The sequence below is a fragment of the Scandinavium sp. genome, from assembly GCF_036271055.1.
Classification (GTDB): Bacteria; Pseudomonadota; Gammaproteobacteria; order Enterobacterales; family Enterobacteriaceae; genus Scandinavium.
In genome coordinates this window covers 75,104-97,497 of record NZ_DATBBJ010000099.1, presented here as the reverse complement: position 1 = coordinate 97,497, position 22,394 = coordinate 75,104, and the positions used below count along the sequence as shown (strand labels likewise).

General features: G+C 56.6%; 25 protein-coding genes. 19 read left to right on the top strand and 6 right to left on the bottom strand.

The window, feature by feature from the left end; translation table 11 throughout:
• The first annotated feature begins 53 nt into the window (after positions 1 to 53).
• The 19 genes from VH187_RS20475 to acpT all read left to right on the top strand — a co-directional run bounded on the left by VH187_RS20475 (position 54) and on the right by acpT (position 16,120).
• The gene (locus tag VH187_RS20475; RefSeq protein WP_329703277.1) at positions 54 to 1,103 is read left to right on the top strand and encodes an AI-2E family transporter; all 1,050 of its coding nucleotides are present in this window, start codon (positions 54 to 56) and stop codon (positions 1,101 to 1,103) included.
• Between the two features lie 298 nt (positions 1,104 to 1,401).
• Positions 1,402 to 1,794, top strand: coding sequence for a hypothetical protein (locus tag VH187_RS20470; RefSeq protein WP_329703276.1), 393 nt, complete (start codon positions 1,402 to 1,404; stop codon positions 1,792 to 1,794).
• A 234-nt stretch (positions 1,795 to 2,028) separates the two neighbouring features.
• Complete coding sequence (locus tag VH187_RS20465; RefSeq protein WP_329703275.1) at positions 2,029 to 2,751, top strand: beta-ketoacyl synthase chain length factor; 723 nt, start codon at positions 2,029 to 2,031, stop codon at positions 2,749 to 2,751.
• A complete protein-coding gene (locus VH187_RS20460; RefSeq protein ID WP_414714014.1) occupies positions 2,748 to 3,533 on the top strand; it encodes a lysophospholipid acyltransferase family protein in 786 nt (261 codons plus the stop codon). The genes VH187_RS20465 and VH187_RS20460 overlap by 4 nt, the downstream gene beginning before the upstream one ends.
• A 33-nt stretch (positions 3,534 to 3,566) precedes the next feature.
• Positions 3,567 to 3,824: a phosphopantetheine-binding protein gene (locus tag VH187_RS20455; protein WP_110510180.1), complete on the top strand. Its 258-nt coding sequence runs from the start codon at positions 3,567 to 3,569 to the stop codon at positions 3,822 to 3,824.
• 13 nt (positions 3,825 to 3,837) lie between these two features.
• On the top strand, positions 3,838 to 4,089 hold the full coding sequence (locus VH187_RS20450) for an acyl carrier protein (protein WP_329703274.1): 252 nt from the start codon (positions 3,838 to 3,840) through the stop codon (positions 4,087 to 4,089).
• Positions 4,090 to 4,094: 5 nt separating this feature from the next.
• Positions 4,095 to 4,676: a COG4648 family protein gene (locus VH187_RS20445; protein WP_329703273.1), complete on the top strand. Its 582-nt coding sequence runs from the start codon at positions 4,095 to 4,097 to the stop codon at positions 4,674 to 4,676.
• Positions 4,673 to 6,022: an AMP-binding protein gene (locus VH187_RS20440; RefSeq protein ID WP_329703272.1), complete on the top strand. Its 1,350-nt coding sequence runs from the start codon at positions 4,673 to 4,675 to the stop codon at positions 6,020 to 6,022. The genes VH187_RS20445 and VH187_RS20440 overlap by 4 nt, the downstream gene beginning before the upstream one ends.
• Positions 6,019 to 6,372 carry an ApeI family dehydratase gene (locus VH187_RS20435; RefSeq protein WP_329703271.1) on the top strand — a complete coding sequence of 118 codons (354 nt, stop codon included), beginning with the start codon at positions 6,019 to 6,021 and terminating at the stop codon, positions 6,370 to 6,372. The genes VH187_RS20440 and VH187_RS20435 overlap by 4 nt, the downstream gene beginning before the upstream one ends.
• Positions 6,363 to 8,042, top strand: a complete 1,680-nt coding sequence (locus tag VH187_RS20430) for a glycosyltransferase family 2 protein (RefSeq protein ID WP_329703270.1) — start codon at positions 6,363 to 6,365, stop codon at positions 8,040 to 8,042. Before VH187_RS20435 ends, VH187_RS20430 begins: the two co-directional genes overlap by 10 nt.
• A 3-nt stretch (positions 8,043 to 8,045) precedes the next feature.
• The gene (locus tag VH187_RS20425; RefSeq protein WP_329703269.1) at positions 8,046 to 8,468 is read left to right on the top strand and encodes an acyl-CoA thioesterase; all 423 of its coding nucleotides are present in this window, start codon (positions 8,046 to 8,048) and stop codon (positions 8,466 to 8,468) included.
• Positions 8,465 to 9,070 (top strand): outer membrane lipoprotein carrier protein LolA, encoded by a 606-nt coding sequence (locus VH187_RS20420; protein WP_329703268.1) that lies wholly within the window; start codon positions 8,465 to 8,467, stop codon positions 9,068 to 9,070. Before VH187_RS20425 ends, VH187_RS20420 begins: the two co-directional genes overlap by 4 nt.
• Positions 9,039 to 11,360, top strand: coding sequence for an MMPL family transporter (locus tag VH187_RS20415; protein ID WP_329703267.1), 2,322 nt, complete (start codon positions 9,039 to 9,041; stop codon positions 11,358 to 11,360). The genes VH187_RS20420 and VH187_RS20415 overlap by 32 nt, the downstream gene beginning before the upstream one ends.
• Positions 11,357 to 11,941, top strand: coding sequence for a DUF3261 domain-containing protein (locus VH187_RS20410; protein WP_329703266.1), 585 nt, complete (start codon positions 11,357 to 11,359; stop codon positions 11,939 to 11,941). Before VH187_RS20415 ends, VH187_RS20410 begins: the two co-directional genes overlap by 4 nt.
• Before the next feature lies 1 nt (position 11,942).
• Complete coding sequence (locus tag VH187_RS20405; RefSeq protein WP_329703265.1) at positions 11,943 to 13,112, top strand: beta-ketoacyl-[acyl-carrier-protein] synthase family protein; 1,170 nt, start codon at positions 11,943 to 11,945, stop codon at positions 13,110 to 13,112.
• Complete coding sequence (locus VH187_RS20400) at positions 13,109 to 13,585, top strand: hotdog family protein (RefSeq protein WP_329703264.1); 477 nt, start codon at positions 13,109 to 13,111, stop codon at positions 13,583 to 13,585. The genes VH187_RS20405 and VH187_RS20400 overlap by 4 nt, the downstream gene beginning before the upstream one ends.
• A complete protein-coding gene (locus VH187_RS20395; protein WP_329703263.1) occupies positions 13,582 to 14,313 on the top strand; it encodes a 3-ketoacyl-ACP reductase FabG2 in 732 nt (243 codons plus the stop codon). Before VH187_RS20400 ends, VH187_RS20395 begins: the two co-directional genes overlap by 4 nt.
• A complete protein-coding gene (locus VH187_RS20390; protein ID WP_329703262.1) occupies positions 14,310 to 15,539 on the top strand; it encodes a beta-ketoacyl-ACP synthase in 1,230 nt (409 codons plus the stop codon). The genes VH187_RS20395 and VH187_RS20390 overlap by 4 nt, the downstream gene beginning before the upstream one ends.
• 2 nt (positions 15,540 to 15,541) lie before the next feature.
• Complete coding sequence (gene acpT / locus VH187_RS20385; protein ID WP_329703261.1) at positions 15,542 to 16,120, top strand: 4'-phosphopantetheinyl transferase AcpT; 579 nt, start codon at positions 15,542 to 15,544, stop codon at positions 16,118 to 16,120.
• Positions 16,121 to 16,170: 50 nt separating this feature from the next.
• Here acpT and arnF read toward each other — a convergent pair whose 3' ends face one another.
• From arnF to arnC, 6 genes are read right to left on the bottom strand one after another with little or no spacing between them, the layout of a single operon-like run.
• On the bottom strand, positions 16,171 to 16,542 hold the full coding sequence (gene arnF, locus VH187_RS20380; RefSeq protein WP_329703260.1) for a 4-amino-4-deoxy-L-arabinose-phosphoundecaprenol flippase subunit ArnF: 372 nt from the start codon (positions 16,540 to 16,542) through the stop codon (positions 16,171 to 16,173).
• The gene (gene arnE / locus VH187_RS20375; protein ID WP_329703259.1) at positions 16,542 to 16,880 is read right to left on the bottom strand and encodes a 4-amino-4-deoxy-L-arabinose-phosphoundecaprenol flippase subunit ArnE; all 339 of its coding nucleotides are present in this window, start codon (positions 16,878 to 16,880) and stop codon (positions 16,542 to 16,544) included. Before arnE ends, arnF begins: the two co-directional genes overlap by 1 nt.
• Positions 16,877 to 18,532, bottom strand: a complete 1,656-nt coding sequence (gene arnT, locus VH187_RS20370; protein ID WP_329703258.1) for a lipid IV(A) 4-amino-4-deoxy-L-arabinosyltransferase — start codon at positions 18,530 to 18,532, stop codon at positions 16,877 to 16,879. Before arnT ends, arnE begins: the two co-directional genes overlap by 4 nt.
• 5 nt (positions 18,533 to 18,537) lie before the next feature.
• Positions 18,538 to 19,431 (bottom strand): 4-deoxy-4-formamido-L-arabinose-phosphoundecaprenol deformylase, encoded by an 894-nt coding sequence (gene arnD / locus VH187_RS20365; RefSeq protein WP_329703385.1) that lies wholly within the window; start codon positions 19,429 to 19,431, stop codon positions 18,538 to 18,540.
• Positions 19,431 to 21,413: a bifunctional UDP-4-amino-4-deoxy-L-arabinose formyltransferase/UDP-glucuronic acid oxidase ArnA gene (gene arnA, locus VH187_RS20360; RefSeq protein ID WP_329703257.1), complete on the bottom strand. Its 1,983-nt coding sequence runs from the start codon at positions 21,411 to 21,413 to the stop codon at positions 19,431 to 19,433. The genes arnD and arnA overlap by 1 nt, the downstream gene beginning before the upstream one ends.
• Entirely contained in the window at positions 21,410 to 22,393 is a 984-nt protein-coding gene (arnC, locus tag VH187_RS20355) for an undecaprenyl-phosphate 4-deoxy-4-formamido-L-arabinose transferase (RefSeq protein ID WP_329703384.1), read from the bottom strand. Before arnC ends, arnA begins: the two co-directional genes overlap by 4 nt.
• Position 22,394 lies beyond the last annotated feature (1 nt).

The following is a 22,394-nucleotide window of genomic DNA, read 5'->3' as shown; positions in this document are numbered from 1 at the left end:
CAGCCTGCCGCTACGCACTACACTTAATGCCGATAGCTCATAAGGAAATTATCATGACAACATCTACCGCAGATAAAGCGGGTTTGCATATTTTGTTAAAGCTGGCGTCGCTGGTGGTCATTCTGGCGGGTATCCACGCCGCCGCTGACATTATCGTTCAGTTGCTGATGGCGCTGTTTTTCGCCATTGTCCTCAATCCTTTAGTTACCTGGTTTATCCGCCGGGGCGTCTCCAGACCGCTTGCTATTACGCTCGTGGTGTTTGTGATGCTTTGCGTGCTCACGGCGCTGTTTGGCGTGCTGGCGGCTTCTGGCAACGAATTTGTCGCGATGCTGCCGAAATACAACAAGGAGCTGACTCACAAACTGCTGGCGCTGCAGGATTCCATGCCGTTCTTACACATGCATATGTCGCCGGAACGCATGCTTCAACGCGTCGATTCCGACAAAATGATGGCGTTCGCCACCACCATGATGGCCCAACTTTCCGGCGCGATGGCAAGCATTGTGCTGCTGGTGATGACCGTCGTGTTTATGCTGTTTGAAGTGCGCCATGTGCCCTACAAACTGCGCTTCGCGCTGGTCAATCCGCAGATCCACATCGCCGGACTGCACCGCGCGTTAAAAGGCGTGTCGCATTATCTGGCGCTGAAAACGCTGATAAGCCTGTGGACCGGCGTTATCGTCTGGCTGGGTCTGCTGTTGCTCAACGTCCAGTTCGCGTTGATGTGGGGCGTGCTGGCATTTCTGCTCAACTATGTGCCCAACATCGGTTCAGTGATTTCGGCCATTCCACCGATGATTCAGGCGTTTCTGTTCAATGGCCCGTATGAGTGCCTGCTGGTCGGTGGACTGTTCCTCGCGGTGCATATGGTGCTGGGGAATATGGTTGAGCCACGCATGATGGGCCATCGCCTCGGGATGTCGACGCTGGTGGTATTCCTCTCATTACTGGTATGGGGCTGGCTGCTTGGCCCGGTGGGGATGCTGTTGTCGGTGCCACTCACCAGTGTGTGCAAAATCTGGATGGAAACCACCAAAGGCGGCAGCAAACTGGCGATTTTGCTTGGACCTGGGCGACCGAAAAGCCGATTGCCTGGCTGAAGAGTCATTTAGGGCGCTATTTATTTATCCATAACAGAAATAAATAGCGCCCTAAATAAAATTAAAAATGACCGCTTATTAATTACCCTAATGCGTATCATCGCATTAACAGATATTCCAGTTGCAGCGTCACACTTGCTCCCTTATCCTTTTACAACCGCACCTTTGCGGTAACGTTTAAATAACCAATAATCGATTATTTCAGCTGATGCGGTGAATATATATCGAGCGTTGATAAAAGGTTTGGATAACGCTTGTTTTAATCACGCATCATTTTGCGTAGTTAATGGAATTTGTGATGAAAAAGTTAGTGAAGTGGATTGTCGCCGCTGCCGTCGTCGGCGCACTGGCAGGCTGTGTCTCGCGTACTGCCCCCATTGAAACGGTCCAGAACCAGGTGGCGACGGGTCACACCGAAGCCCAGGTGCGTAATGCTATTTTAAAAGCGGGTCTTAATCGCCAATGGATTATGACCGATGCCGGCCCTGGCGTAATTAAAGGTCGCCAGCAAAGTCGTGGCCATACCGCCAATGTTCTGGTGCAATACTCTGCTAATAGCTACATCATCAAATATGATGGCAGCACCAATCTGATGGCGGAAGGCGGTAAAATTCATAAGAATTATAACCGCTGGGTACATAATCTCGATCAGGATATTCAGATTAGCCTCGCCAGCGCGACTCAGCAGTAAGTATTATTTCGGGATATTGGCCTGCATTGGCTTGATATCCCGTTACGTTTCATGTGCCAAAACGATTAATGCCAAATTTAAGACCACTCTGCCTTACAGATATTCGCCAGCCTGCCGACAACATTGTAGGATAGAGACGAAAACAGCAGTCGCGCCGCGATTTGCCGCGTGAATAAAACGATAATAAATGGCATAACTTTCTTTTAGGCGTATTGACAGACCAGGCTCGTACTGATGAATTTTGCATTGAATCTTATCGACTGGCAGGCCCGTGCGCCTGGCTTAAGCGACACCGCACAATGGCTTGATTGGGCGCATCACGCACACCCCATCGACCCGATAGCGCCGCAGGCCAAACTGACTGCGTTGCCGATGATGACCGCCCGCCGCCTGAGCTCAGGCAGTAAACTCGCGGTGGAATGTGGGCTGTCGATGCTGCACAAACATGCGATAGACGCCGTGCTTTACACCAGCCGCCACGGCGAACTGGAACGCAACTACCGCATTCTCGAAGCGCTGGCGACACAGCAACCCGTCTCGCCTACGGATTTCGCTCTTTCGGTACACAATTCCGCCGTCGGTAATCTGACCATCGTGGCCCAACAGCCTGTGGTTTCATCGTCGCTTGCCGCCGGAAAAGATACGTTTCAACAGGGTTTGTGTGAAGTCATTAGCCTGTTGCATGCAGGCTATCAGCGCGTACTGATGGTGGATTTCGACGGTGCGCTGCCCCCGTTTTATCACCCCGATTTGCCCGAGAACATGTCGACATGGGCGTATGCCTGCGCGATGGTTTTCGAGGCCGGAAGCACGCTCAACTGCACTACACAGTCTGGCGGCAGCGAAGAAGAAACGGGTCTGCCGCAAAGCCTTACTTTCCTGCGCCATTACCTGAATGACGACCGCGAATTCATCCTGGACGGTGAAGTGTCCCGCTGGTGCTGGAGCCGCGCATGACCGCCATCAGTGCCCGTATTAATCGCCTATGGCGCATTTTCGCCACTGGATTTTGCTTCTCGCTGTTCGGCATTGGCGGCCTGCTGCTTTCGCTTATCTGGTTCAATATCCTGTTAGTGTGCGTGCGCAATCCCGCGCGCCGCCGCAGCATTGCCCGTCGCAGTATCTCGGCCAGCTTTCGCTTTTTCCTGTGGGTCACGAAAATCATGGGCGTGCTGGATTACCGTTTTCACGGCAAAGAGATTTTGCACGCTGAAAGCGGCTGTCTGGTGATCGCCAATCATCCGTCGCTGCTCGACTACGTGTTATTGGCCTCGGTGATGCCCGAAACCGACTGCATGGTCAAAAGCTCATTACTTAAGAACCCGTTTATGAGCGGAGTCATTCGCAGCGCGGATTATTTAATTAACAGCCAGGCCGACAGCCTGCTACCCGCCAGCCAGCAACGGCTGGGCAACGGCGACACGATTTTGATTTTCCCGGAAGGCACCCGCACGCGCTACGGCGAGCCAATGACACTCCAGCGCGGCGCGGCGAATATCGCCGTGCGCTGCGCCAGTGATGTCCGAATTGTGACGATCCACTGCAGCGAACGTATGCTCGATAAACAGAGCAAGTGGTATGATGTGCCGCCGGTAAAACCCATATTCGACGTGAATGTGTGCGAGCGTCTCGCCATCACCGACTTTTATGATGCAAACTTACAAGAACCGGCACTGGCTGCCCGACAGCTCAACCGGCTGTTTTTGGCGCAGTTACAGCAGCCCAACCCGGAAACGTAATCGGGAAAGACTTATTTTTGGCAGGAATTAATGATGCAAGCCCTCTATCTTGAAATAAAAAACCTCATCATTCAGACCCTGAATCTTGATGAGCTGTCAGCGGATGATATCGACACCGATGCCCCACTCTTTGGCGATGGCTTAGGCCTGGATTCCATTGATGCGCTGGAACTGGGGCTGGCGGTGAAAAATCAGTACGGCGTGGTGCTTTCAGCAGAAAGCGAAGAGATGCGTCAGCATTTCTATTCCGTCGCCACACTGGCGTCCTTTATTAACGCCCAACGCGCGTGAAGACGAGTCCGTTATGACTGAACAAGAAACTATTTTTCAGGAAGTTACCGAACTTCTGCACAAACTCTTTGAACTCGATCCTCAGGACATCAAGCCTGAGTCCCGCCTGTATGAAGATCTGGAACTGGACAGCATCGACGCCGTCGATATGGTTGTTCATTTGCAGAAAAAAACCGGCAAAAAAATTAAGCCCGACGAGTTTAAATCGGTCCGCACCGTTCAGGATGTGGTCGATGCCGTAAGCCGTTTGCTGCACGACGAGTAACGCAGATGCGTGGTTTACGCTCGCTGTCGGCTATCCGGCTGGCGACAGGTGTGATTGTCCTCGCCTGGCCACTGCTGGTTGGCTTTGGTCTGGCACACAACGGCCTGCACTGGTTGATCCCTGCCATGGCCCTGCTGTTGGTGATTCGCCTGTTTATGGTGCGTAAACAAGCCGGGCCGATGCGCCGGGTGCTGCAAACCGTCGCGCTGGCTGGCATTGCCCTGTGCGTCGCCAGCAGCGTGTTGAAAGCGCATCAGCTGTTGCTGTTCTACCCGGTGGTGGTGAATGCGGTGATGCTGACGGTCTTCGGCGGCTCATTGTGGAGCGCAATGCCGCTGGTTGAGCGTCTGGCGCGACTGCGCGAACCGAATTTGCCTCCGGCAGGCGTGCGCTATACCCGTCAGGTCACCCGCATCTGGTGCCTGTTTTTTATCGTGAACGGACTGATTGCCCTCTTCACTGCGCTGCATGGCGACATGCAGCTGTGGACTGCATGGAACGGCGTTATCGCCTACCTGCTAATGGGCAGCCTGATGGCCGGAGAATGGCTGGTTCGTCGACGGATGATGAAAAGAGAACAACCATGAAACACCCCCTTCCGCTGTCACAGTGGCTAAGTCCCACGCGCCCTGACGACACGCCTGTTGCGTGGCTTGGCACACGCGAATGGTCGCTCGGTGAATTACGCCACGACGTGGTGACCCTGATGCAGTCGCTGGCGGCACAGCCCGGCACGCGTTGGGCGCTGTGTTTCGAAAACAGCTATCTGTTTATCGTAGCCCTGCTGGCGACACTGCACGCGGGAAAAATCCCGGTGATCCCAGGCCATTGCCGCGCCTCGCTGCTCAGTGAACAGAAGGATTTATTCGACGGGATGCTCAGCGAAACGCAACTCGACTGCGAAGGCCCACAAATTGTGGTGACGCCAGGCGAAGCAACGCCGCATAACGACATCACACTGCCGCCGATTGCCGCTGACAGCTACGTCGAACTCTTCACCTCCGGCTCCACCGGTCAGCCGAAAAAAATTATCAAGCCCATCGCGTTGCTCGACGAAGAAGCCCGCATGCTGCACACCCGTTTTGAACAACGCCTCGAAGGCTGTCGGGTGGTGGCCTCTGTCGTGCCGCAGCACCTGTACGGACTGACGTTCCGCATCTTCTTGCCCATGGCCTGTGGAATGCCGCTGCACGCGTCGATGACCTATTATGCCGAACAGTTAAGCGCGCTTGATCCACAGCATCGCTACGTCTTCATCAGCAGTCCGGCGTTTCTTAAACGTCTGGATCCACAACTCGCACCTCCGCCGGTTAAGATGATCCTTTCCGCAGGTGGCATGCTGCCGTGGAAAGAGGTGAAAGAGACTCAGAGCTGGCTCAACGTCTGGCTGGATGAAATCTACGGTAGCACCGAGTCCGGCATCGTTGCCTGGCGTCAGCGCATCGACAACGGTACGTCGTGGCAGCTGTTTCCCGGCGTCACGCTGCGGGCCGAAGGCGAAGAGTGGCGTCTGCTTTCGCCGCTGGTGAACGACAATGAAGGGCTGCTGCTCGACGACATGATTGAACTGGTCGATGACGGTTTCCGTCTGGCAGGGCGTCGCGGGCGCGTAGTGAAAATTGAAGAAAAACGGGTTTCCCTGAGCGAAGTCGAAAAGCGCCTGATGACACTGGAGGGCGTTGTGGAAGCGGCTGCGCTGCCGGTTTCACGCGGCGGTCGTCAGGGGATTGGCGTGGTGCTGGTGTTAACCGAAAGCGCCCGTCAACAATGGGACACGACGGGCGGCAAAGGCCAACAGCAAGCCTGGCGTCAGGCACTACAACCGTGGCTGGAATCCGTCGCTGTACCGCGTTACTGGCGCGTGCTGGATGAAATCCCCGTGAACAGCATGAACAAGCGTGTCTATGCGCAATTGCAGGAGTTATTTTCGTGAAGCCTCGTGAAATTGCACGCCAACTGACACAGCCGCAGGCGCTGTCGATCACCCTGCATCTGGATCCCGACTTGTTCTGGTTTCAGGGCCACTTTGATGTGCAGCCTATTCTGCCCGGCGTGGCGCAACTCGATTGGGTAATGCATTACGCCACCACACTGCTGGCCCCCGGTTTTCGTTTTCACAGCATTCAGAACGTGAAGTTTCAGGCCCCGCTGTTGCCCGAAACCACCGTCACACTGGACCTCGCCTGGCAAGCCGAAAAACAGCTGCTGACGTTCAGCTATCAGCGCCACGACGGCGACGCACGTCACACGGCCAGCAGCGGAAAGATCCGGTTATGCCAGTAGTCTTTTCCCCCTGCATTCTGATCCCCTGCTACAACCATGGCGCAATGATGGCGAGCGTACTCGAACGGCTGTCGGCCTTTGCCATGCCGTGCATTGTGGTGGATGACGGCAGCGATGAACCCACACGCGAAACACTGGATACACTCGCGGCAACGCACACAAACATGACGCTGGTGCGCCTGCCGGAAAACGCAGGCAAAGGCGCGGCAGTCCTCCGTGGTTTAGAGGAAGCCCAGCGTGCAGGATTCAGCCATGCAGTGCAGGTCGATGCCGACGGGCAGCATGCAATTGAAGACATCCCACGTCTGGTAGCGCTGGCAGAAAAACACCCGGACGCGCTGATTTCCGGGCGACCGATTTACGATGAATCCGTTCCGCGCTCGCGCCTGTACGGGCGTTACGTCACCCACGTCTGGGTATGGATTGAGACACTGTCTCTCCAGCTCAAAGACAGCATGTGCGGATTTCGCGTTTACCCGGTGGAGCCGACGCTACAGCTCGCCCGCCGCGTGCCACTCGGCAAACGAATGGATTTCGACACCGAAGTGATGGTGCGCCTCTACTGGCAGGGCAATACCAGCTATTTTGTGCCGACCCGCGTGACCTATCCGCCGGACGGCCTCTCGCATTTCGATGCCTTAAAAGACAACCTGCGCATCTCCTGGATGCACACTCGTTTGTTCTTCGGCATGTTGCCGCGCATTCCCTCGCTGCTGTTTCGTCGTCGTAGCCATCACTGGGCAAAACAGCCGGAAGCCAAAGGGTTGTGGGGCATGCGGCTGATGATTTGGGTGTGGAAAACTTTCGGGCGTGGCGCATTTTCCCTGTTGCTGTGGCCGGTCATTGCCGTTTTCTGGCTCACCGCCCGCGAACCGCGTCGTGCATCGCAGCAGTGGATTGCGCGAGCGAAAAAAGAACTCGCGGCGCGTCATTTCCCGCAGCCTGCACGCTTCAACAGCTTTCATCACTTTATGGCTTTCGGCCACGCTATTCTCGACAAAATTGCCAGTTGGCGCGGCGAACTGAAACCAGGCCGCGATATTGTTTTTGCCTCCGGCGCACAGGACGCGTTAGACATGTCTGCGCCACAGGGAAAACTGCTGCTGGCCTCGCATCTCGGCGATGTAGAAGCCTGTCGCGCGTTGTCGACGAGAACCATTAACGCGCTGGTGTTTAACGAAAACGCACAGCGCTTTAAACAGGTGATGGAAGAAAACGCCCCGCAGTCTGGCCTCAATTTAATTTCGGTGACGGACGTTGGTCCGGACACCGCCATGCTGCTGAAAGAGAAACTCGATCAGGGCGAATGGGTGGCGATCGTCGGCGATCGTATTGCCGTCAACCCGCAGCGCGGCGGCGACTGGCGCGTTATCTGGAGCGAGTTTATGGGCTCGCCCGCGCCGTTCCCGCAAGGACCGTTTATTCTGGCTTCGGTGCTGAAATGTCCGGTGCTGATGATTTTCGCCCTCAAGCAGCAGGGCAAACTGCGCGTGCACTGCGAACCATTCGCCGACCCGCTGGTGTTACCGCGAGGCGAGCGCCAGCAGGCGTTACAGGCCACTGTCGATCGTTATGCGCAGCGACTGGAGCATTACGCCTTACAGTCACCGCTCGACTGGTTTAACTTTTTTGATTTCTGGCGTCTGCCGGATGCGACTGAGAAGGAGTAACGGGTGCTCAACGATCCCCGCTTTACCACCGAGATTGAACTGACCGTGCCCTTTCACGACGTCGATATGATGGGCGTGGTGTGGCACGGCAACTACTTCCGTTATTTCGAAATCGCCCGCGAGGCGCTGCTCAATCAGTTCGATTATGGTTATCGCCAGATGAAAGCATCCGGCTACGTGTGGCCAGTTGTCGACACCCGCGTGAAGTACCGCGACGTCGTAACCTTCGAGCAGACCATTCGCGTGCGCGCCAAACTCGAAGAGTATGAAAACCGTCTGCGTATCAGCTATGAAATTTTCGACGCGGCAACCGGCAAGCGCACCACCACCGGCTACACCATTCAGGTGGCGGTGGAAGAGAAAACCAAAGAGCTGTGCTTCGTCAGCCCGGCGATATTATTCGAACGCATGGGAGTGAGCGCATGAAACTGTGGCCTCTTATCGTCGTGCTGCTCGCCCCGCTGGCACACGCCATCACGCTGGATGATTTGCAGCAGCGCTTTACCGGGCAACCGCTGGTACGCGCCCATTTCGATCAGACTCGCACTATTAAAGAGATGCCGCAGCCGCTGCGCTCGCAGGGCGAAATGCTGATTGCTCGCGACACCGGACTGTTGTGGGACCAGACCACGCCGTTCCCGATGCAATTGATGCTCAATGATTCGCGAATGGTGCAAATCGTCAACGGCCAACCGCCGCAGACCATCACCGCCGACAACAACCCGCAGATGTTCCAGTTTAACCATCTGCTGCGCGCGCTGTTCCAGGCCGACCGCAAAGTGCTGGAGCAAAACTTCCGTATCGATTTTCAGGACAAAGGCAACGACAGCTGGACCCTGAAATTGACGCCCATCACCACACCGCTCGACAAGATTTTTACCTCTATCGATTTGGCGGGGAAAACGTATCTGGAAACGATCCAGTTGAATGATAAACAGGGCGATCGCACCGATATCAAACTCACCAACCAACGCCTGACGCCGACCCAATTGACCGATGACGAACGCCAACGCTTTGCCGCCCAATAGCGCTCGCCGTGCCGCCTGGAGCTGGCTTGCGCTGTGCCTGATTCTGCTGGCCGCGCTGGCGTTTATGCTGCCACGGGCGAAGCTCAACAGTAGCGTGCTGGCAATGCTCCCAACGCAAAGCATGGGTGCTATCCCGCCTGCGCTCAGCGACGGGTTTATGCAGCGTCTCGACCGGCAATTAGTGTGGCTGGTGAGCCCGGGCAAAACCGCCAATCCCGCGGCCGCGAATCGCTGGCAGCAGTTACTATCGCAGTCCGGCGCGTTAAGCGAAGTGAAAGGCGCGATGGATGCAGACAGCCAGCAAACGTGGGGCACGTTCTTCTTCCAGCATCGCAATGCGCTTATTGACAGCGCCACCCGCAGCCGCCTGCAACAGGGCGGTGAAGCGCAGGCACAGTGGATTTTATCGCAACTGTACTCGGCGTTTTCCGGCGTCAGTGGGAAAGAATTAAACAACGATCCGCTGATGCTGATGCGCGGTTCACAACTGGCGCTGGCACAAAACGGACAAAAGCTGCGGCTGATGGACGGCTGGCTGGTCGCGCAGGATAAAGCGGGTAACTTCTGGTATCTGCTGCACGGCGAGCTGAACGGTTCTTCGTTCGACATGCAGCAAATCCACCAGCGCGTCACGCAACTGGCGACGCTGGAAACCCAGCTGAAAGCGCAATTCCCGCAGGCGCAGTTGCTGTCACGCGGAACGATGTTCTACAGCGATTACGCCAGCCAGCAGGCGAAGCACGATGTGTCGACGCTCGGCGTGGCAACGATCCTCGGCGTTATCCTGCTGATTGTGCTGGTGTTCCGTTCTTTGCGTCCGCTGGTTTTATGCCTGCTTTCTGTCGGGATCGGTGCGCTGGCGGGAACCGTTGTCACACTGTTACTGTTCGGCGAGCTGCATTTAATGACCCTGGTGATGAGCATGAGCATCATCGGCATTTCGGCGGATTACACGCTCTATTATCTGACCGAGCGGATGGTCCACGGCGAAGTCTCCACGCCGTGGCAAAGCTTGCAAAAAGTGCGTAGCGCCCTGCTGCTGGCGTTGCTGACTACCGTTGCGGCGTATCTGTTGATGATACTCGCGCCGTTCCCTGGTATTCGCCAGATGGCGGTGTTTGCTGCTGCCGGACTCAGCGCGTCATGCCTCACCGTCATTTTCTGGCATCCGTGGCTGTGCCGTGGCTTGCCAGTGCGCCCTGTTCCGATGATGACCCTGATGCTGCGCTGGCTCGCGGCATGGCGGCGCAATAAAAAACTCTCTGTCGGCCTGCCTGTCGCGCTGGCGTTATTTGCGCTGGCGGGAATGGCGACGCTGCGCGTGGATGACGACATTTCCCAACTCCAGGCGCTGCCGCAGCATTTGCTCGCGCAGGAGAAAAAAATCACCGCTCTCACTGGGCAAAGCGTCGATCAGAAATGGTTTGTGGTGTACGGCGATTCCGCCCAGCAAACGCTGGAACGGCTGGAAGCCTTTACGCCACAGCTGGAAAAGGCGCGCGCCGCGGGCGATTTCACACAGTTCCGCACGCTGCCGCTGAATTCGCTCAAGCGACAGGCGCAAGATTTAGCGCTGTTAAAACAAGCCACGCCCAATGTGGTGAAAGCGCTGCAAAGTGCCGGGCTGAAAACCGTTTCGCCTGATCTTAACCCGATGCCAGTGACCGTCGACATATGGCTGAAAAGCCCTGCCAGCGAAGGCTGGCGTTTGCTGTGGCTGACGCTGCCAAGCGGTAAGAGTGGCGTGCTGGTGCCCGTTGACGGCGTGAAGAACAGCGCTGTGCTGCAACGGCTCGCGGATCGCGCTGAGGGTGTCGCATGGAACGATCGCAAAACCTCATTTGATCACCTGTTCGCGCTGTACCGCACCATTCTGACCGCGCTGCTTGGCGTGGCACTGGTAATTATCGCCGTGGGTGCCATGCTGCGTCTTGGCTGGCGTAGAGGGCTGATTAGCCTGGTGCCGTCGCTGCTGTCACTCGGTTGCGGTCTGGCGGTGCTGTCATTCAGCGAGCATGCGGTGAATCTGTTCTCGTTACTGGCGCTGGTGTTAGTGCTCGGGATTGGCGTCAACTACACGCTATTTTTCAGCAACCCGCGCGGAACACCGCTCACGTCGCTGCTGGCGATTACGCTTGCGATGATCACCACGTTGTTGACGTTGGGTATGCTGGTATTCAGCGCTACTCAGGCGATCAGCAGTTTTGGCATCGTGCTGGTGAGCGGCATTTTCACCGCGTTTTTGCTGTCACCGCTGGCGATGCCGGGCAAGAAAGAGAGAAGAAAATGATGATACGTCCCCTTTGGCACAGCGTTGCTTTCGCAGCGGTGCTGGCCCTCACCGGCTGTAGCCATTCTTCGCCCGAGGAAAATGGTCGTCCACAGGCGTGGCTGCAACCGGGAACGCAGGTGACATTGCCCGCACCGGGCATTACGCCTGCGGTCAGTTCTCAGCAACTGTTGACCGGCAGCTTTAACGGCAAATCCCAATCGCTGCTGGTGCTGCTTAACGCTGATGATAAAAAGCTGAGCCTCGCAGGGCTTTCTTCCGTGGGGATCCGCCTGTTCCTTGTGAGCTATGACGACAAAGGCATTCACACTGAGCAGTCAATTGTGGTGCCACAGTTGCCACCAGCCAGCCAGGTGCTGGCTGACGTGATGTTGAGCCACTGGCCAATCAGCGCATGGACGCCGCAACTGCCGAAAGGCTGGACACTCACCGATCACGGCGATAAACGTGAGCTTCGCAATCCTCAGGGTAAACTGGTGACAGACATCACCTACCTGCAACGCAAAGGGAAGCGCGAGCCGATCAGCATTGAGCAACACGTGTTCAACTACCACATCACCATTCAATATCTGGGCGACTGAGATGATCTACATTGCTGCCACAGGAATGATTAACGCGCTGGGCCGCACAGCGGATGAGATAACCGCCAATCTGTGCGCAGGCGTCGCGCCAGGTATGCGCCCGCGCGAAGGCTGGTTGCAGGGCGATGTCTCTGCCGTGCTCGGCGGGGTGGAGGGCGAGTTGCCTGCGATCCCCGATGCATTCACCGCTCACCGCTCGCGGAATAATCAGCTGCTATTGGCAGCACTGGAACAAATTCAGCCGCAGGTTGATGAGGCGATTGCCCGGTTCGGTCGTGATCGCGTGGCGGTGATTATGGGCACCAGCACATCGGGTCTCGATGAAGGTGATATGCACGCCAATCTGAAGCTGAATAGCAAAGAGAGTGTGGCGTGGCGCTATGCGCAACAAGAGCTGGGCGACCCGTCGCGCTTCCTGCGTAATTGGCTGAATCTGGAAGGCCCGGCCTATACGCTGTCAACTGCCTGTTCATCCAGTGCTCGCGCGATGATTAGCGGTCGCCGCCTGATTGAAGCCGGGCTGGTCGACGTAGCAATTGTCGGGGGAGCCGATACCCTGAGCCGCATGCCGGTCAACGGTTTCAATAGCTTAGAATCCTTGTCCACCACGCTGTGCCAGCCGTTCGGGCGTGATCGCTGCGGCATCACCATCGGCGAAGGCGCGGCACTGATGCTACTCACCCGCGAACCACAGCCGATTGCGCTGCTGGGCGTGGGCGAATCCAGCGACGCACACCATATTTCTGCCCCGCATCCGCAGGGTGAAGGCGCTATCCGCGCGATTCAGCAGGCGTTAAACGATGCCGGACTGAAGCCCCAGGACGTGGGCTATATCAATCTGCACGGAACCGCCACGCCGCTGAACGATCAGGTGGAATCGCAGGTTGTTCATTCGCTGTTTGGCGAAAGCGTGCCGTGCAGTTCTACCAAACATCTGACCGGGCACACGCTGGGTGCGGCGGGTATTACCGAAGCGGCGCTGAGCTGGTTGATTCTGGACCGCAATTTGCCATTGCCTGCACAGGATTTCAGCCATTCACCCGCCGACGAAACGCTTCCCGCCTGCGGGATTATCACCGCGCCGCAGCCGCTTGAACGTCCAGTTATTTTGTCGAATTCTTTCGCCTTTGGCGGTAACAACGCCAGCATTTTGCTGGGGAGAATGGCATGAGCCACTATTTATCACCGGGCGCATATCTGCCCCACGACGCGCCAATGCTGTTGCTGGAAAGCGTGCTAAACGTCACCGACGAACAGGCCGTTTGCCAGGTAACTGTCAACCGCCAGGGCGTACTGGCCCCCTTTGTTGATGCCAGTGGAAATCTGCCCGGCTGGTATGCACTGGAGTTGATGGCGCAGACTGTCGGCGTGTGGTCCGGCTGGCACCGCCAGCAAAAAGGCGAAACGCAGATCACGCTGGGCATGGTGCTGGGCGCGCGCGAGCTGAAATGCGTGGCCGGCGAGTTTGCCGCCGACAGCGTGCTCGACATCACCGTTTCGCTGCTGATGCAGGACGAACGCTTCGGCAGCTTTGATTGCGTGATTACCGCAGGCGGTGAACCGCTTGCCACCGGGCGCGTGAACACCTTCCAGCCCACTACCGAAGAATTAACTACGCTGTTTCAACAGGGAGCGTCATCATGAGTCGTTCAGTTCTGGTCACCGGAGCCAGCAAAGGCATTGGCCGCGCGATTGCGCTCAAACTGGCGGCCGACGGATTTGCCGTTGGCGTGCATTATCACAGCGATAAACTTGGCGCACAGGAAACGCTCAGCGCCATCGAAACAGCCGGAGGCGCGGGCCGTCTGTTGCAGTTTGATGTCGGCAATCGTGAGCAGTGCCGCGAAGTGCTGGAAGCTGATATCGAACAACATGGTGCATGGTATGGCGTGGTGAGCAACGCGGGTATCACCCGTGACGGCGCATTTCCGGCGTTAAGCGAAGACGATTGGGACAGCGTGATCCACACCAATCTCGACAGCTTCTATAACGTGATTCACCCGTGCATCATGCCGATGATTTCGACCCGCAAAGGCGGTCGTATTATTACTCTGTCATCCGTGTCCGGGCTGATGGGCAACCGTGGCCAGGTCAACTACAGCGCGGCAAAAGCCGGGATTATCGGTGCGACCAAAGCGCTCGCCATTGAACTGGCGAAACGCAAAATCACCGTCAACTGTATCGCGCCGGGGCTTATTGACACCGGGATGATCGAAATGGAAGAAGCGGCGTTGAAAGAAGCGATGAATATCATCCCCATGAAACGCATGGGCCAGGCCGATGAAGTCGCCGGGCTTGCCAGCTATTTAATGTCCGATATCGCGGGCTACGTCACCCGCCAGGTGATTTCCATCAATGGGGGCATGTTATGAGTCGTCGTGTCGTGATCACCGGAATGGGCGGCGTCACCGCCTTTGGCGAAAGCTGGCAGAGCGTGTCTGAACGCCTGCGCAGCTATCAGAACGCAGTGCGTAAAATGCCGGAATGGCAGGTTTACGACGGGCTGCATACGCTGCTCGGCGCGCCGATTGATGATTTTTCGCTGCCTGCGCATTACACCCGCAAACGCATTCGTGCGATGGGCCGCGTGTCGTTGATGTCCACAAGGGCGAGCGAACTGGCGCTGGAACAAGCCGGGCTGATTGATAACCCGGTCCTGACCAACGGCGAAACCGGGATTGCCTACGGTTCATCGACCGGGAGCACCGGGCCGGTAAGCGAATTCGCCACTATGCTGACCGAAAAGCATACCAACAACATCACCGGCACCACTTATGTGCAGATGATGCCGCATACTACTGCCGTCAACACGGGCCTGTTCTTCGGCCTGCGTGGGCGCGTCATTCCGACCTCCAGCGCCTGCACTTCAGGCAGCCAGGCGATCGGTTACGCGTATGAATCCATTCGCCACGGTTATCAAACCGTGATGGTCGCAGGTGGCGCGGAAGAACTTTGCCCGTCGGAAGCGGCGGTGTTTGATACGCTGTTTGCCACCAGCCAGCGCAACGATGCGCCAGCCAGCACGCCGTCGCCGTTCGATGTGAACCGTGACGGTTTAGTGATTGGCGAAGGCGCAGGCACACTGGTGCTGGAAGAACTGGAACACGCGAAAGCGCGCGGCGCGACCATTTACGGTGAAATCGTAGGCTTCGCCACCAACTGCGACGCGGCACATATCACGCAGCCTCAGCGGGAAACGATGCAGATTTGTATGGAACAATCGCTGCGTCAGGCGGGGCTTGCGCCGTCGGATATCGGGTATATTTCGGCCCACGGCACCGCGACCGATCGCGGCGATATCGCTGAAAGTCAGGCCACTGCAGCCGTGTTTGGCAACCGTACGCCGATTTCATCACTGAAGAGTTATTTCGGCCACACACTCGGCGCATGCGGTGCGCTGGAAGCGTGGATGAGCCTGCAAATGATGCGCGAAGGGTGGTTTGCGCCGACCTTAAACCTGCAACAGCCTGACGAACAATGTGGCGATTTGGACTACATTATGGGAGAGTCACGGGCTATCGATTGTGAGTTTTTGCAAAGCAACAACTTCGCCTTCGGCGGGATCAACACCTCGATTGTCATTAAACGCTGGGAGTAAAGATGTATCGGCTGTTCCTCGGGAAAATTTCGACCCTCAGTCTGGCGACGATTCCGTCAACGCTTGCAGAACACGCGCCAGACGGAAAGCGCCGTAGCGCCTGGCTCGCCGGACGTGCGTTGCTCTGCCACGCCGTCTCGCCGTTGCCGGAGCTTCGTTTTGGCGAACAAGGGAAACCGGGGTTCGATGAACATCACGCGCTGTGGTTCAACCTGAGCCACAGCGGCGATAATATTGCGCTGCTGTTAAGCGACGAAGGGGAAGTGGGCTGCGATATCGAAGCGCTGCGTCCGCGCCCGCAATGGCAGCAACTTGCCAACGCCACCTTTACTCGCCATGAACATGTGGAAATGGAAAAGGAAGCCGAAGAACACCGCCTGGCGGCGTTCTGGCGTATCTGGACGCGAAAGGAAGCGATGGTGAAACAGCGCGGCGGCAGCGCCTGGCAGATTGTCAGCTACGACAGCACCGCGCCGCTGCATTTACATCTCAGTGATTTACAGGCCGACGGGCTAAGCCTGGCAGTGTGTACGCCAACACCGTTTAGTCTGTCGTCAGACGTGATTGAGCGCGTGGCTTGAAGCGGCCTACACACTGTAGGCTGTACAAGCGAAGCGTCGCCGGGCAAAAATCACCGCCGCTGAGGCGCAAAAATCGTCATCACTCCCACCATGACCAGCAGAACACCTGCCAGCCCTTGCCAGGAAAACGCTTCGTTTTGCAGTAATAATGCGGCAACCCAAACGGAGATATAGCTCAGACTCAGCAGCGCATAAGCTTTTGCCAGCGGCAATTGGCGCAGCGCGAAGAACCAGCACACCATTGATGACAGATAGCCGCACAGCCCAAGGAATAGTGATGCTGTGCCGGGCTTGAATTGCAGTAAATGCCACAGCAGCGTGCCAATGTCGCTTACCGCAGGCAATGTGACCATCGCACTTCGCAGCAACAGTTGTGCCACGCTGACCAGAACAACACTGAGTAGCGCCCAGAGAATCCCCATTAGCGACTGCCTCCCAGTACCAGAATCCCCAGAATAATCAGCCCGACGCCGAGCCAGTGGCGGCGCGATACCGGTTCATGCCAGATGAAGCGCGCAGCCAGTGTGACCCAAACAAAATTCAGGCTTAGCATCGGGTAAGCAATACCCACGGGTAAACGCTGTAATACCACCAGCCACAGCGCCATTCCGCCGCCCAGCGCCAGCAGCGCCAACCCCAGCCACAAAACGATATGCTGCCCACGCCGCCCGGATTTCGCCGGGCGAGTGGCTTGTTTCTGGCACAACTGTCCGGCACAGCTCAGAAGACTTGCCAGCAGCAGGGAAAGCGCGGTGATCATTTCGGCAGATACTGCACAAAGACCATCCGGCTCATCACGTAGACGTTATCGGGTTTCGGCAAGCCAAGCTCCTCCAGCTTTTGTCCTTTGTCCAACTGTAGCACCAGCGACACCGGACCTTCACTGCGATGCTTTGCTAACCAGCTTTCGAAATCTGATTTTTCAAAGAATCGCCCCTGCGCATCCGGGTACGCCAAACCGTACTTCAGTTCGCCCTGCTGGCCGAACATGATGATGTCGCTACGTTGTAACTGCCACGCCAGCCCGGCGGCCACACCTACGCTGTTGGTGAGCACATACCGACTTGGCGTAAGCTGTTCACTGACGATATCGGTGATGAACTGCGGCTGCTTGCTGTCGATGACTCTGTCCGGAATCGCGAAGCCGACCAGCAACGCGATACCCAGTGGGCAACACGCCGCCAGCACCCAGCCTTTCACGCCGTCGCGAATCGACAGCCAGCCCATTAGCGCCCAGACGGCAAACCCTACCGCCGCCAGCAGGCATTTATACAGCTCAATGCTGTTCCATACCGGTTTCGCCATGGGTCCCCACGGTGACACCACCAGCACCGCGACCAGTCCCGTCAGACCGAAAGCGATGTTGATAAAGCCGTTATAGCGCAGCGCTTTCGCGCCTCTGTCGGCAGCGTCAATGGCATAACGCGCCATCAACATCGCCAACGGTGCAAAGCACGGCAGAATGTAAGTCGGCAGCTTGCCTTTGGCGATGCTGAAGAACAGGAACGGCATCACAATCCAGCCCAACAGATAAAAGGTGCTGCGCTGTGTGTCGCTGGCTTTCCAGCCCGTTTTCAACGCGCCGGGCAACAACGCCAGCCACGGCAAACTCCCGGCAATCAGGAACGGAATGTAGTACCAGAACGGCGCTTTATGCTGCGCGTCGCTTTGCGCGAAACGCTGGACGTGTTCTACCCAGAAGAAGTAGCGCCAGAAATCCGGTTCACGATGGGCGATCGCCAGGCCCCACGGCAGCACGGTGAGAATACACACCAGCACCGCAACCCATCCCCAAAGCAACACCTCTTTCCAGCGTTTCTGCGTGATAACCCACGGCAGCACGCCGAGAACCGGCACCGCCAGCGCCAGAAAACCTTTGGTCATGACACCCATGCCGCAGGCAATGCCCAGCAGTACGTAGCCGCCAAGTTTCCCGCTGCGGGTAGCTGACTGCGATGCGCCCCAAAAACTGCACATCGACAGCACTAACCACAGAGTGATCATCGGGTCGAGCACCGCATAAGTGCCGATGCCGTACACAAGGAAAGCAGTCAGAAAAATGACGGCAGAGAGGATGGCGGTGCGTTTATCCTGCCAGAGTTTCCACGCCAGCCAGCCGACCAACAGCGCGGTACAGGCCGTGGAGAACACCACGCCAAAACGCACGGCAAAATTGCCATGACCAAAGAGCCACTGCCCGATACTGTTAATCCAGTATCCGGCAATCGGTTTTTCAAAATAACGCAGGCCGAGGAAATGCGGCACGATCCAGTTGCCGGAGGCCAGCATTTCGCGGCTGATCTCCGCATAGCGGGTTTCATCCGGCTGCCAAAGCAGGCGAAAATTCAGGGGAACCACATAATAGAGCGCGAATAAAAACAGCAGTGACACGCTTAAACGTAAGGATTTCATCAGCCTTAACCCAATAATTGTTCTTGCCCTAACCAGCCTTCCCGGCCCGCCAGTTCTCCGCGCACCACATTCCCTTTGGGCAACGTACTAAAATCATCCGGTAACAGCTGGCTCAGCGGGCAAAACGTGATGCCCTCTTCCGCCGCTTGCCGTATCAGGTTCTCAAATTGTTCAGCGCCGATAATCCCTTCCACTTCTGCATGAATGGTGTAAACCGGAACGCCTCTGTCTTTGTGGATGCGCTCAATCAGCCAGTCGTTAAAGTCTTCTGCACTGACGCTGCTGCCCACGGCCTCATCCCACGTCGGTAACGTCACCGGGATTTGCACCGTGCCTGTCGTGCCATTGTCGAGAACCGGCAGGAAAGGACGCGTACCGCGACAGTCGCTGTTGTAGAGAAATTCAAAGCCCTCTTTGACTTTGACGACGCGTTCATCCGCCCGCCAGCCCGCAACGGCTGAACAGGTGACGGTTGAACCGACAATCGCTTCCAGCGCTTGCAAGCCGCGACCAATTTCATCTTCCAGCTGTGTCTCGTTCCAGACGCCGCTCCAGAGTTGCCAACGATGATGATCCCAGGCGTGAAGCCCGACTTCATGCACTTTGGCCGTGGCGCGAATGACGTCGGCGTTCGCCTGACCGATGATTTTCCCCGGCCAGGCAGTGCCCGCCAGCAGGATATCCCAGCCATACAGCGATGCCGCGCGTGAGCGCAGCATCTTCCACAGAAACTTAGGCTTTAACAGGCGCCACAAGTGGCGCCCCATGTTGTCCGGCCCGACACTAAAGAAAAAGCTGGCCTGAATGTCGTGCTTCTGAAAAATGTCCAGCAGCCGTGGCACACCATCGCGAGTGCCGCGAAAGGTGTCCACATCAACGCGTAAGCCAACTTTTCGCATCATTTCGGGGTTTCCGTTAACTCTACAGTGCGCAGGAAGAAGTCCAGGGTCTGCTCAACCGTTTGCTGCATTTCCACCGTTGGCTGCCAGTCGAGGCAACGTTTCGCATTGCGGATACTCGGCTTGCGGTGCTCAACGTCCTGATAACCTTTGCCATAGTAATCGCTGCTCTCCACTTCGCGGAAGCCCGCAAACGGAGGGAACTGATTACGCAGCGGGTGACGTTCGAAGCAATCGCGCAGCATTTCTGCCAACTCTTTGATGCTCGCTTCGTTATCCGGGTTACCGATGTTGATGATTTGCCCGTCGCAGCGGCCTTCTTTGTTCTCGATAATACGGAACAGCGCTTCGATACCGTCGCTGATATCAGTAAAGCAGCGTTTCTGTTTGCCGCCTTCGATCAGCTTGATTGGCGAGCCTTCCACCAGATTCAGGATCAACTGAGTAATCGCGCGGGAGCTACCGATACGCGCCGCATTCAGGTTATCCAGACGCGGCCCCATCCAGTTAAACGGACGGAACAGCGTGAATTTCAGCCCTTCTTTGTCGCCATACGCCCAAATCACACGGTCCAATAGTTGCTTAGACACGGAGTAAATCCAGCGCTGTTTGTTGATTGGCCCAACCACCAGATTCGAAGCGTCTTCGTCGAAGTTGTTGTCGGTGCACATGCCGTACACTTCGGACGTCGACGGGAAGATGATGCGCTTGTTGTACTTCACGCAGTCACGGATGATTTTCAGGTTTTCTTCGAAATCGAGTTCGAACACACGCAGCGGGTTACGGGTGTACTCAATCGGCGTCGCAATCGCTACCAGCGGCAGTACCACATCACATTTCTTAATGTGATATTCGATCCACTCGGAGTGAATGCTGATGTCGCCTTCAACGAAGTGGAAACGTGGGCAGTCGAGGAAACGGCTGATCGCGTCAGACCCGATATCCAGACCATAGATTTCATAGTTATCGTCTGCCAGCAGGCGCTCGGTCAGATGGTTACCGATAAATCCGTTCACACCAAGGATCAGCACGCGGGTGCGGCGTTTTACGGCGACAAAAGGTTTACTCGATAACAGTGCGCTCGTCACCAGACCCAAAGCCTGTGCCAGTTGTGCGCCCTGCATGTAGACGCCTTTCTCAGTCTGACCGGTGATAATTTCCAGCGCGCCGTTACCACAGGCAACCACCAGCGGATTCACCGACATCACAGTGCCCGGTTTCGCGGTGGCAACGTCATGGCGCACGCGAGATTTCCAGACGATAAATTTGTTAGTGCCGACAAAACCAAATGCGCCCGGCCATGGATCAGAAACCGCACGCACCAGGTTATGCAGCGATTCGGCGGATTGTTCCCAGTTCAGACGCCCATCCTCCGGCGTGCGACCACGTACAGTGCTCGCCTGACTTTCGTCCTGTACGGTTTCAGTGATGTTGCCTGACGCGATCAGCGGCAGCGTGTCACGCAACAGCGTTTGTGCAGTCGCGCAAAGTTTACGGTGCAACGTCAATGCCACATCGGCTTCATCAATTGCCACAGCCTGCTGAGCCACAATGTTGCCCGCATCGGCACGCTTCACCATGCGGTGTAATGTAACGCCGGTTTCTTTCTCACCATTTGCCAGTGCCCAGTTCAGCGGCGCGCGGCCACGGTATTTCGGCAGCAGTGAACCGTGAAGATTGAACGCGCCATGACGCGCGGTGCTGAGGATCGCATCGCTCAACAGGTTGCGATAATAGAAGGAGAAAATCATGTCAGGAGCCATGGCCTGAATGCGTTCGACCCACAGCGGGTGATTCACATCTTCCGGCGCATAAACGGCAATCCCTTGCTCGGCAGCGAGACGCGCCACGGAACCAAAGAAATGGTTTTCACTGGCGTTATCCGGATGCGTGAAGATCGCCGCGATGTCATATCCGGCGTCAAGCAGGGCTTGAATGCCCGTGCAACCCATGTCGTGATAGGCGAATACGACAGCTTTCATGAACGATTTTCCTCTTCAGTCGTCAGGTTTTCCTGACGGACAACACGTTGAATAAAGTAGCGGGGACGCGCGCGAACATCGTTATAGATGCGCCCGATATACTCCCCAAGAAGTCCCATACCGACGAACTGTGCGCCGATAAACATAAACAGCACCGCAAACAGCAGGAACAGGCCATCGCCCGCCCATGCCGGACCGAAGGCCAGACGTAACACCACCAGCAGAATGGCGAAGGCAAAACCGGCCACCGCAATCACGCTGCCGACCACGCTCAACAGGCGCAGTGGCGTGGTGGTGAGACAGGTCACCAGGTCGTACATCAGGTTAATCAGGCGCATGAAGCTGTATTTGGAATCGCCGAATTCACGCTCGGCGTGCAGCACCGGGATCTCCACCGCGCGACGCGCAAAGGTGTTAGCGAGGATCGGGATAAAGGTGCTGCGCTCGTGGCAGTTCAGCATCGCGTCAATGATGTGGCGGCGGTACGCGCGCAGCATGCAGCCGTAGTCGCCCATCGCTTTACCGGTGGTGCGCTGGATCAGGCGGTTAATCATCTTCGACGCGGATTTGCGGAAGATACTGTCCTGACGGTTCTGGCGAACCGTGCCGACTACGTCGTAGCCTTCATCGGCTTTCTCAACCAGACGCGGGATCTCTTCCGGCGGGTTTTGCAGGTCAGCATCGAGGGTAATAATCAAATCGCCCGTCACGTGGCTGAAACCAGCCATGATCGCCGAATGCTGACCGTAATTACGGTTCAATAGCACGGCCACAATGTGGCTGCCCGGCGCTTCAGCAGCCAGACACAGCATGCGAGCCGAGTCGTCACTGCTGCCGTCATCGACGAGCAGAATTTCGTAATCGCGGTTCAACGTGGCGCACGCGGCGTCGGTACGGCGAATCAGCTCTGGCAGGCTTTCCTGTTCGTTATAAACAGGGATCACCACCGAGACTTTTTTAACTTTCGGCGCTTCAAACATA

Bases quoted from the DNA above. Each gene is read 5' to 3' on its own strand.
- VH187_RS20475 (WP_329703277.1), top strand. From the start codon at position 54: ATGACAACATCTACCGCAGATAAAGCGGGTTTGCATATTTTGTTAAAG.
- VH187_RS20470 (WP_329703276.1), top strand. From the start codon at position 1,402: ATGAAAAAGTTAGTGAAGTGGATTGTCGCCGCTGCCGTCGTCGGCGCA.
- VH187_RS20465 (WP_329703275.1), top strand. From the start codon at position 2,029: ATGAATTTTGCATTGAATCTTATCGACTGGCAGGCCCGTGCGCCTGGC.
- VH187_RS20460 (WP_414714014.1), top strand. From the start codon at position 2,748: ATGACCGCCATCAGTGCCCGTATTAATCGCCTATGGCGCATTTTCGCC.
- VH187_RS20455 (WP_110510180.1), top strand. From the start codon at position 3,567: ATGCAAGCCCTCTATCTTGAAATAAAAAACCTCATCATTCAGACCCTG.
- VH187_RS20450 (WP_329703274.1), top strand. From the start codon at position 3,838: ATGACTGAACAAGAAACTATTTTTCAGGAAGTTACCGAACTTCTGCAC.
- VH187_RS20445 (WP_329703273.1), top strand. From the start codon at position 4,095: ATGCGTGGTTTACGCTCGCTGTCGGCTATCCGGCTGGCGACAGGTGTG.
- VH187_RS20440 (WP_329703272.1), top strand. From the start codon at position 4,673: ATGAAACACCCCCTTCCGCTGTCACAGTGGCTAAGTCCCACGCGCCCT.
- VH187_RS20430 (WP_329703270.1), top strand. From the start codon at position 6,363: ATGCCAGTAGTCTTTTCCCCCTGCATTCTGATCCCCTGCTACAACCAT.
- VH187_RS20420 (WP_329703268.1), top strand. From the start codon at position 8,465: ATGAAACTGTGGCCTCTTATCGTCGTGCTGCTCGCCCCGCTGGCACAC.
- VH187_RS20415 (WP_329703267.1), top strand. From the start codon at position 9,039: ATGACGAACGCCAACGCTTTGCCGCCCAATAGCGCTCGCCGTGCCGCC.
- VH187_RS20410 (WP_329703266.1), top strand. From the start codon at position 11,357: ATGATGATACGTCCCCTTTGGCACAGCGTTGCTTTCGCAGCGGTGCTG.
- VH187_RS20405 (WP_329703265.1), top strand. From the start codon at position 11,943: ATGATCTACATTGCTGCCACAGGAATGATTAACGCGCTGGGCCGCACA.
- VH187_RS20400 (WP_329703264.1), top strand. From the start codon at position 13,109: ATGAGCCACTATTTATCACCGGGCGCATATCTGCCCCACGACGCGCCA.
- VH187_RS20395 (WP_329703263.1), top strand. From the start codon at position 13,582: ATGAGTCGTTCAGTTCTGGTCACCGGAGCCAGCAAAGGCATTGGCCGC.
- VH187_RS20390 (WP_329703262.1), top strand. From the start codon at position 14,310: ATGAGTCGTCGTGTCGTGATCACCGGAATGGGCGGCGTCACCGCCTTT.
- acpT (WP_329703261.1), top strand. From the start codon at position 15,542: ATGTATCGGCTGTTCCTCGGGAAAATTTCGACCCTCAGTCTGGCGACG.
- arnF (WP_329703260.1), bottom strand. From the start codon at position 16,542: ATGGGGATTCTCTGGGCGCTACTCAGTGTTGTTCTGGTCAGCGTGGCA.
- arnE (WP_329703259.1), bottom strand. From the start codon at position 16,880: ATGATCACCGCGCTTTCCCTGCTGCTGGCAAGTCTTCTGAGCTGTGCC.
- arnT (WP_329703258.1), bottom strand. From the start codon at position 18,532: ATGAAATCCTTACGTTTAAGCGTGTCACTGCTGTTTTTATTCGCGCTC.
- arnD (WP_329703385.1), bottom strand. From the start codon at position 19,431: ATGCGAAAAGTTGGCTTACGCGTTGATGTGGACACCTTTCGCGGCACT.
- arnA (WP_329703257.1), bottom strand. From the start codon at position 21,413: ATGAAAGCTGTCGTATTCGCCTATCACGACATGGGTTGCACGGGCATT.
- arnC (WP_329703384.1), bottom strand. From the start codon at position 22,393: ATGTTTGAAGCGCCGAAAGTTAAAAAAGTCTCGGTGGTGATCCCTGTT.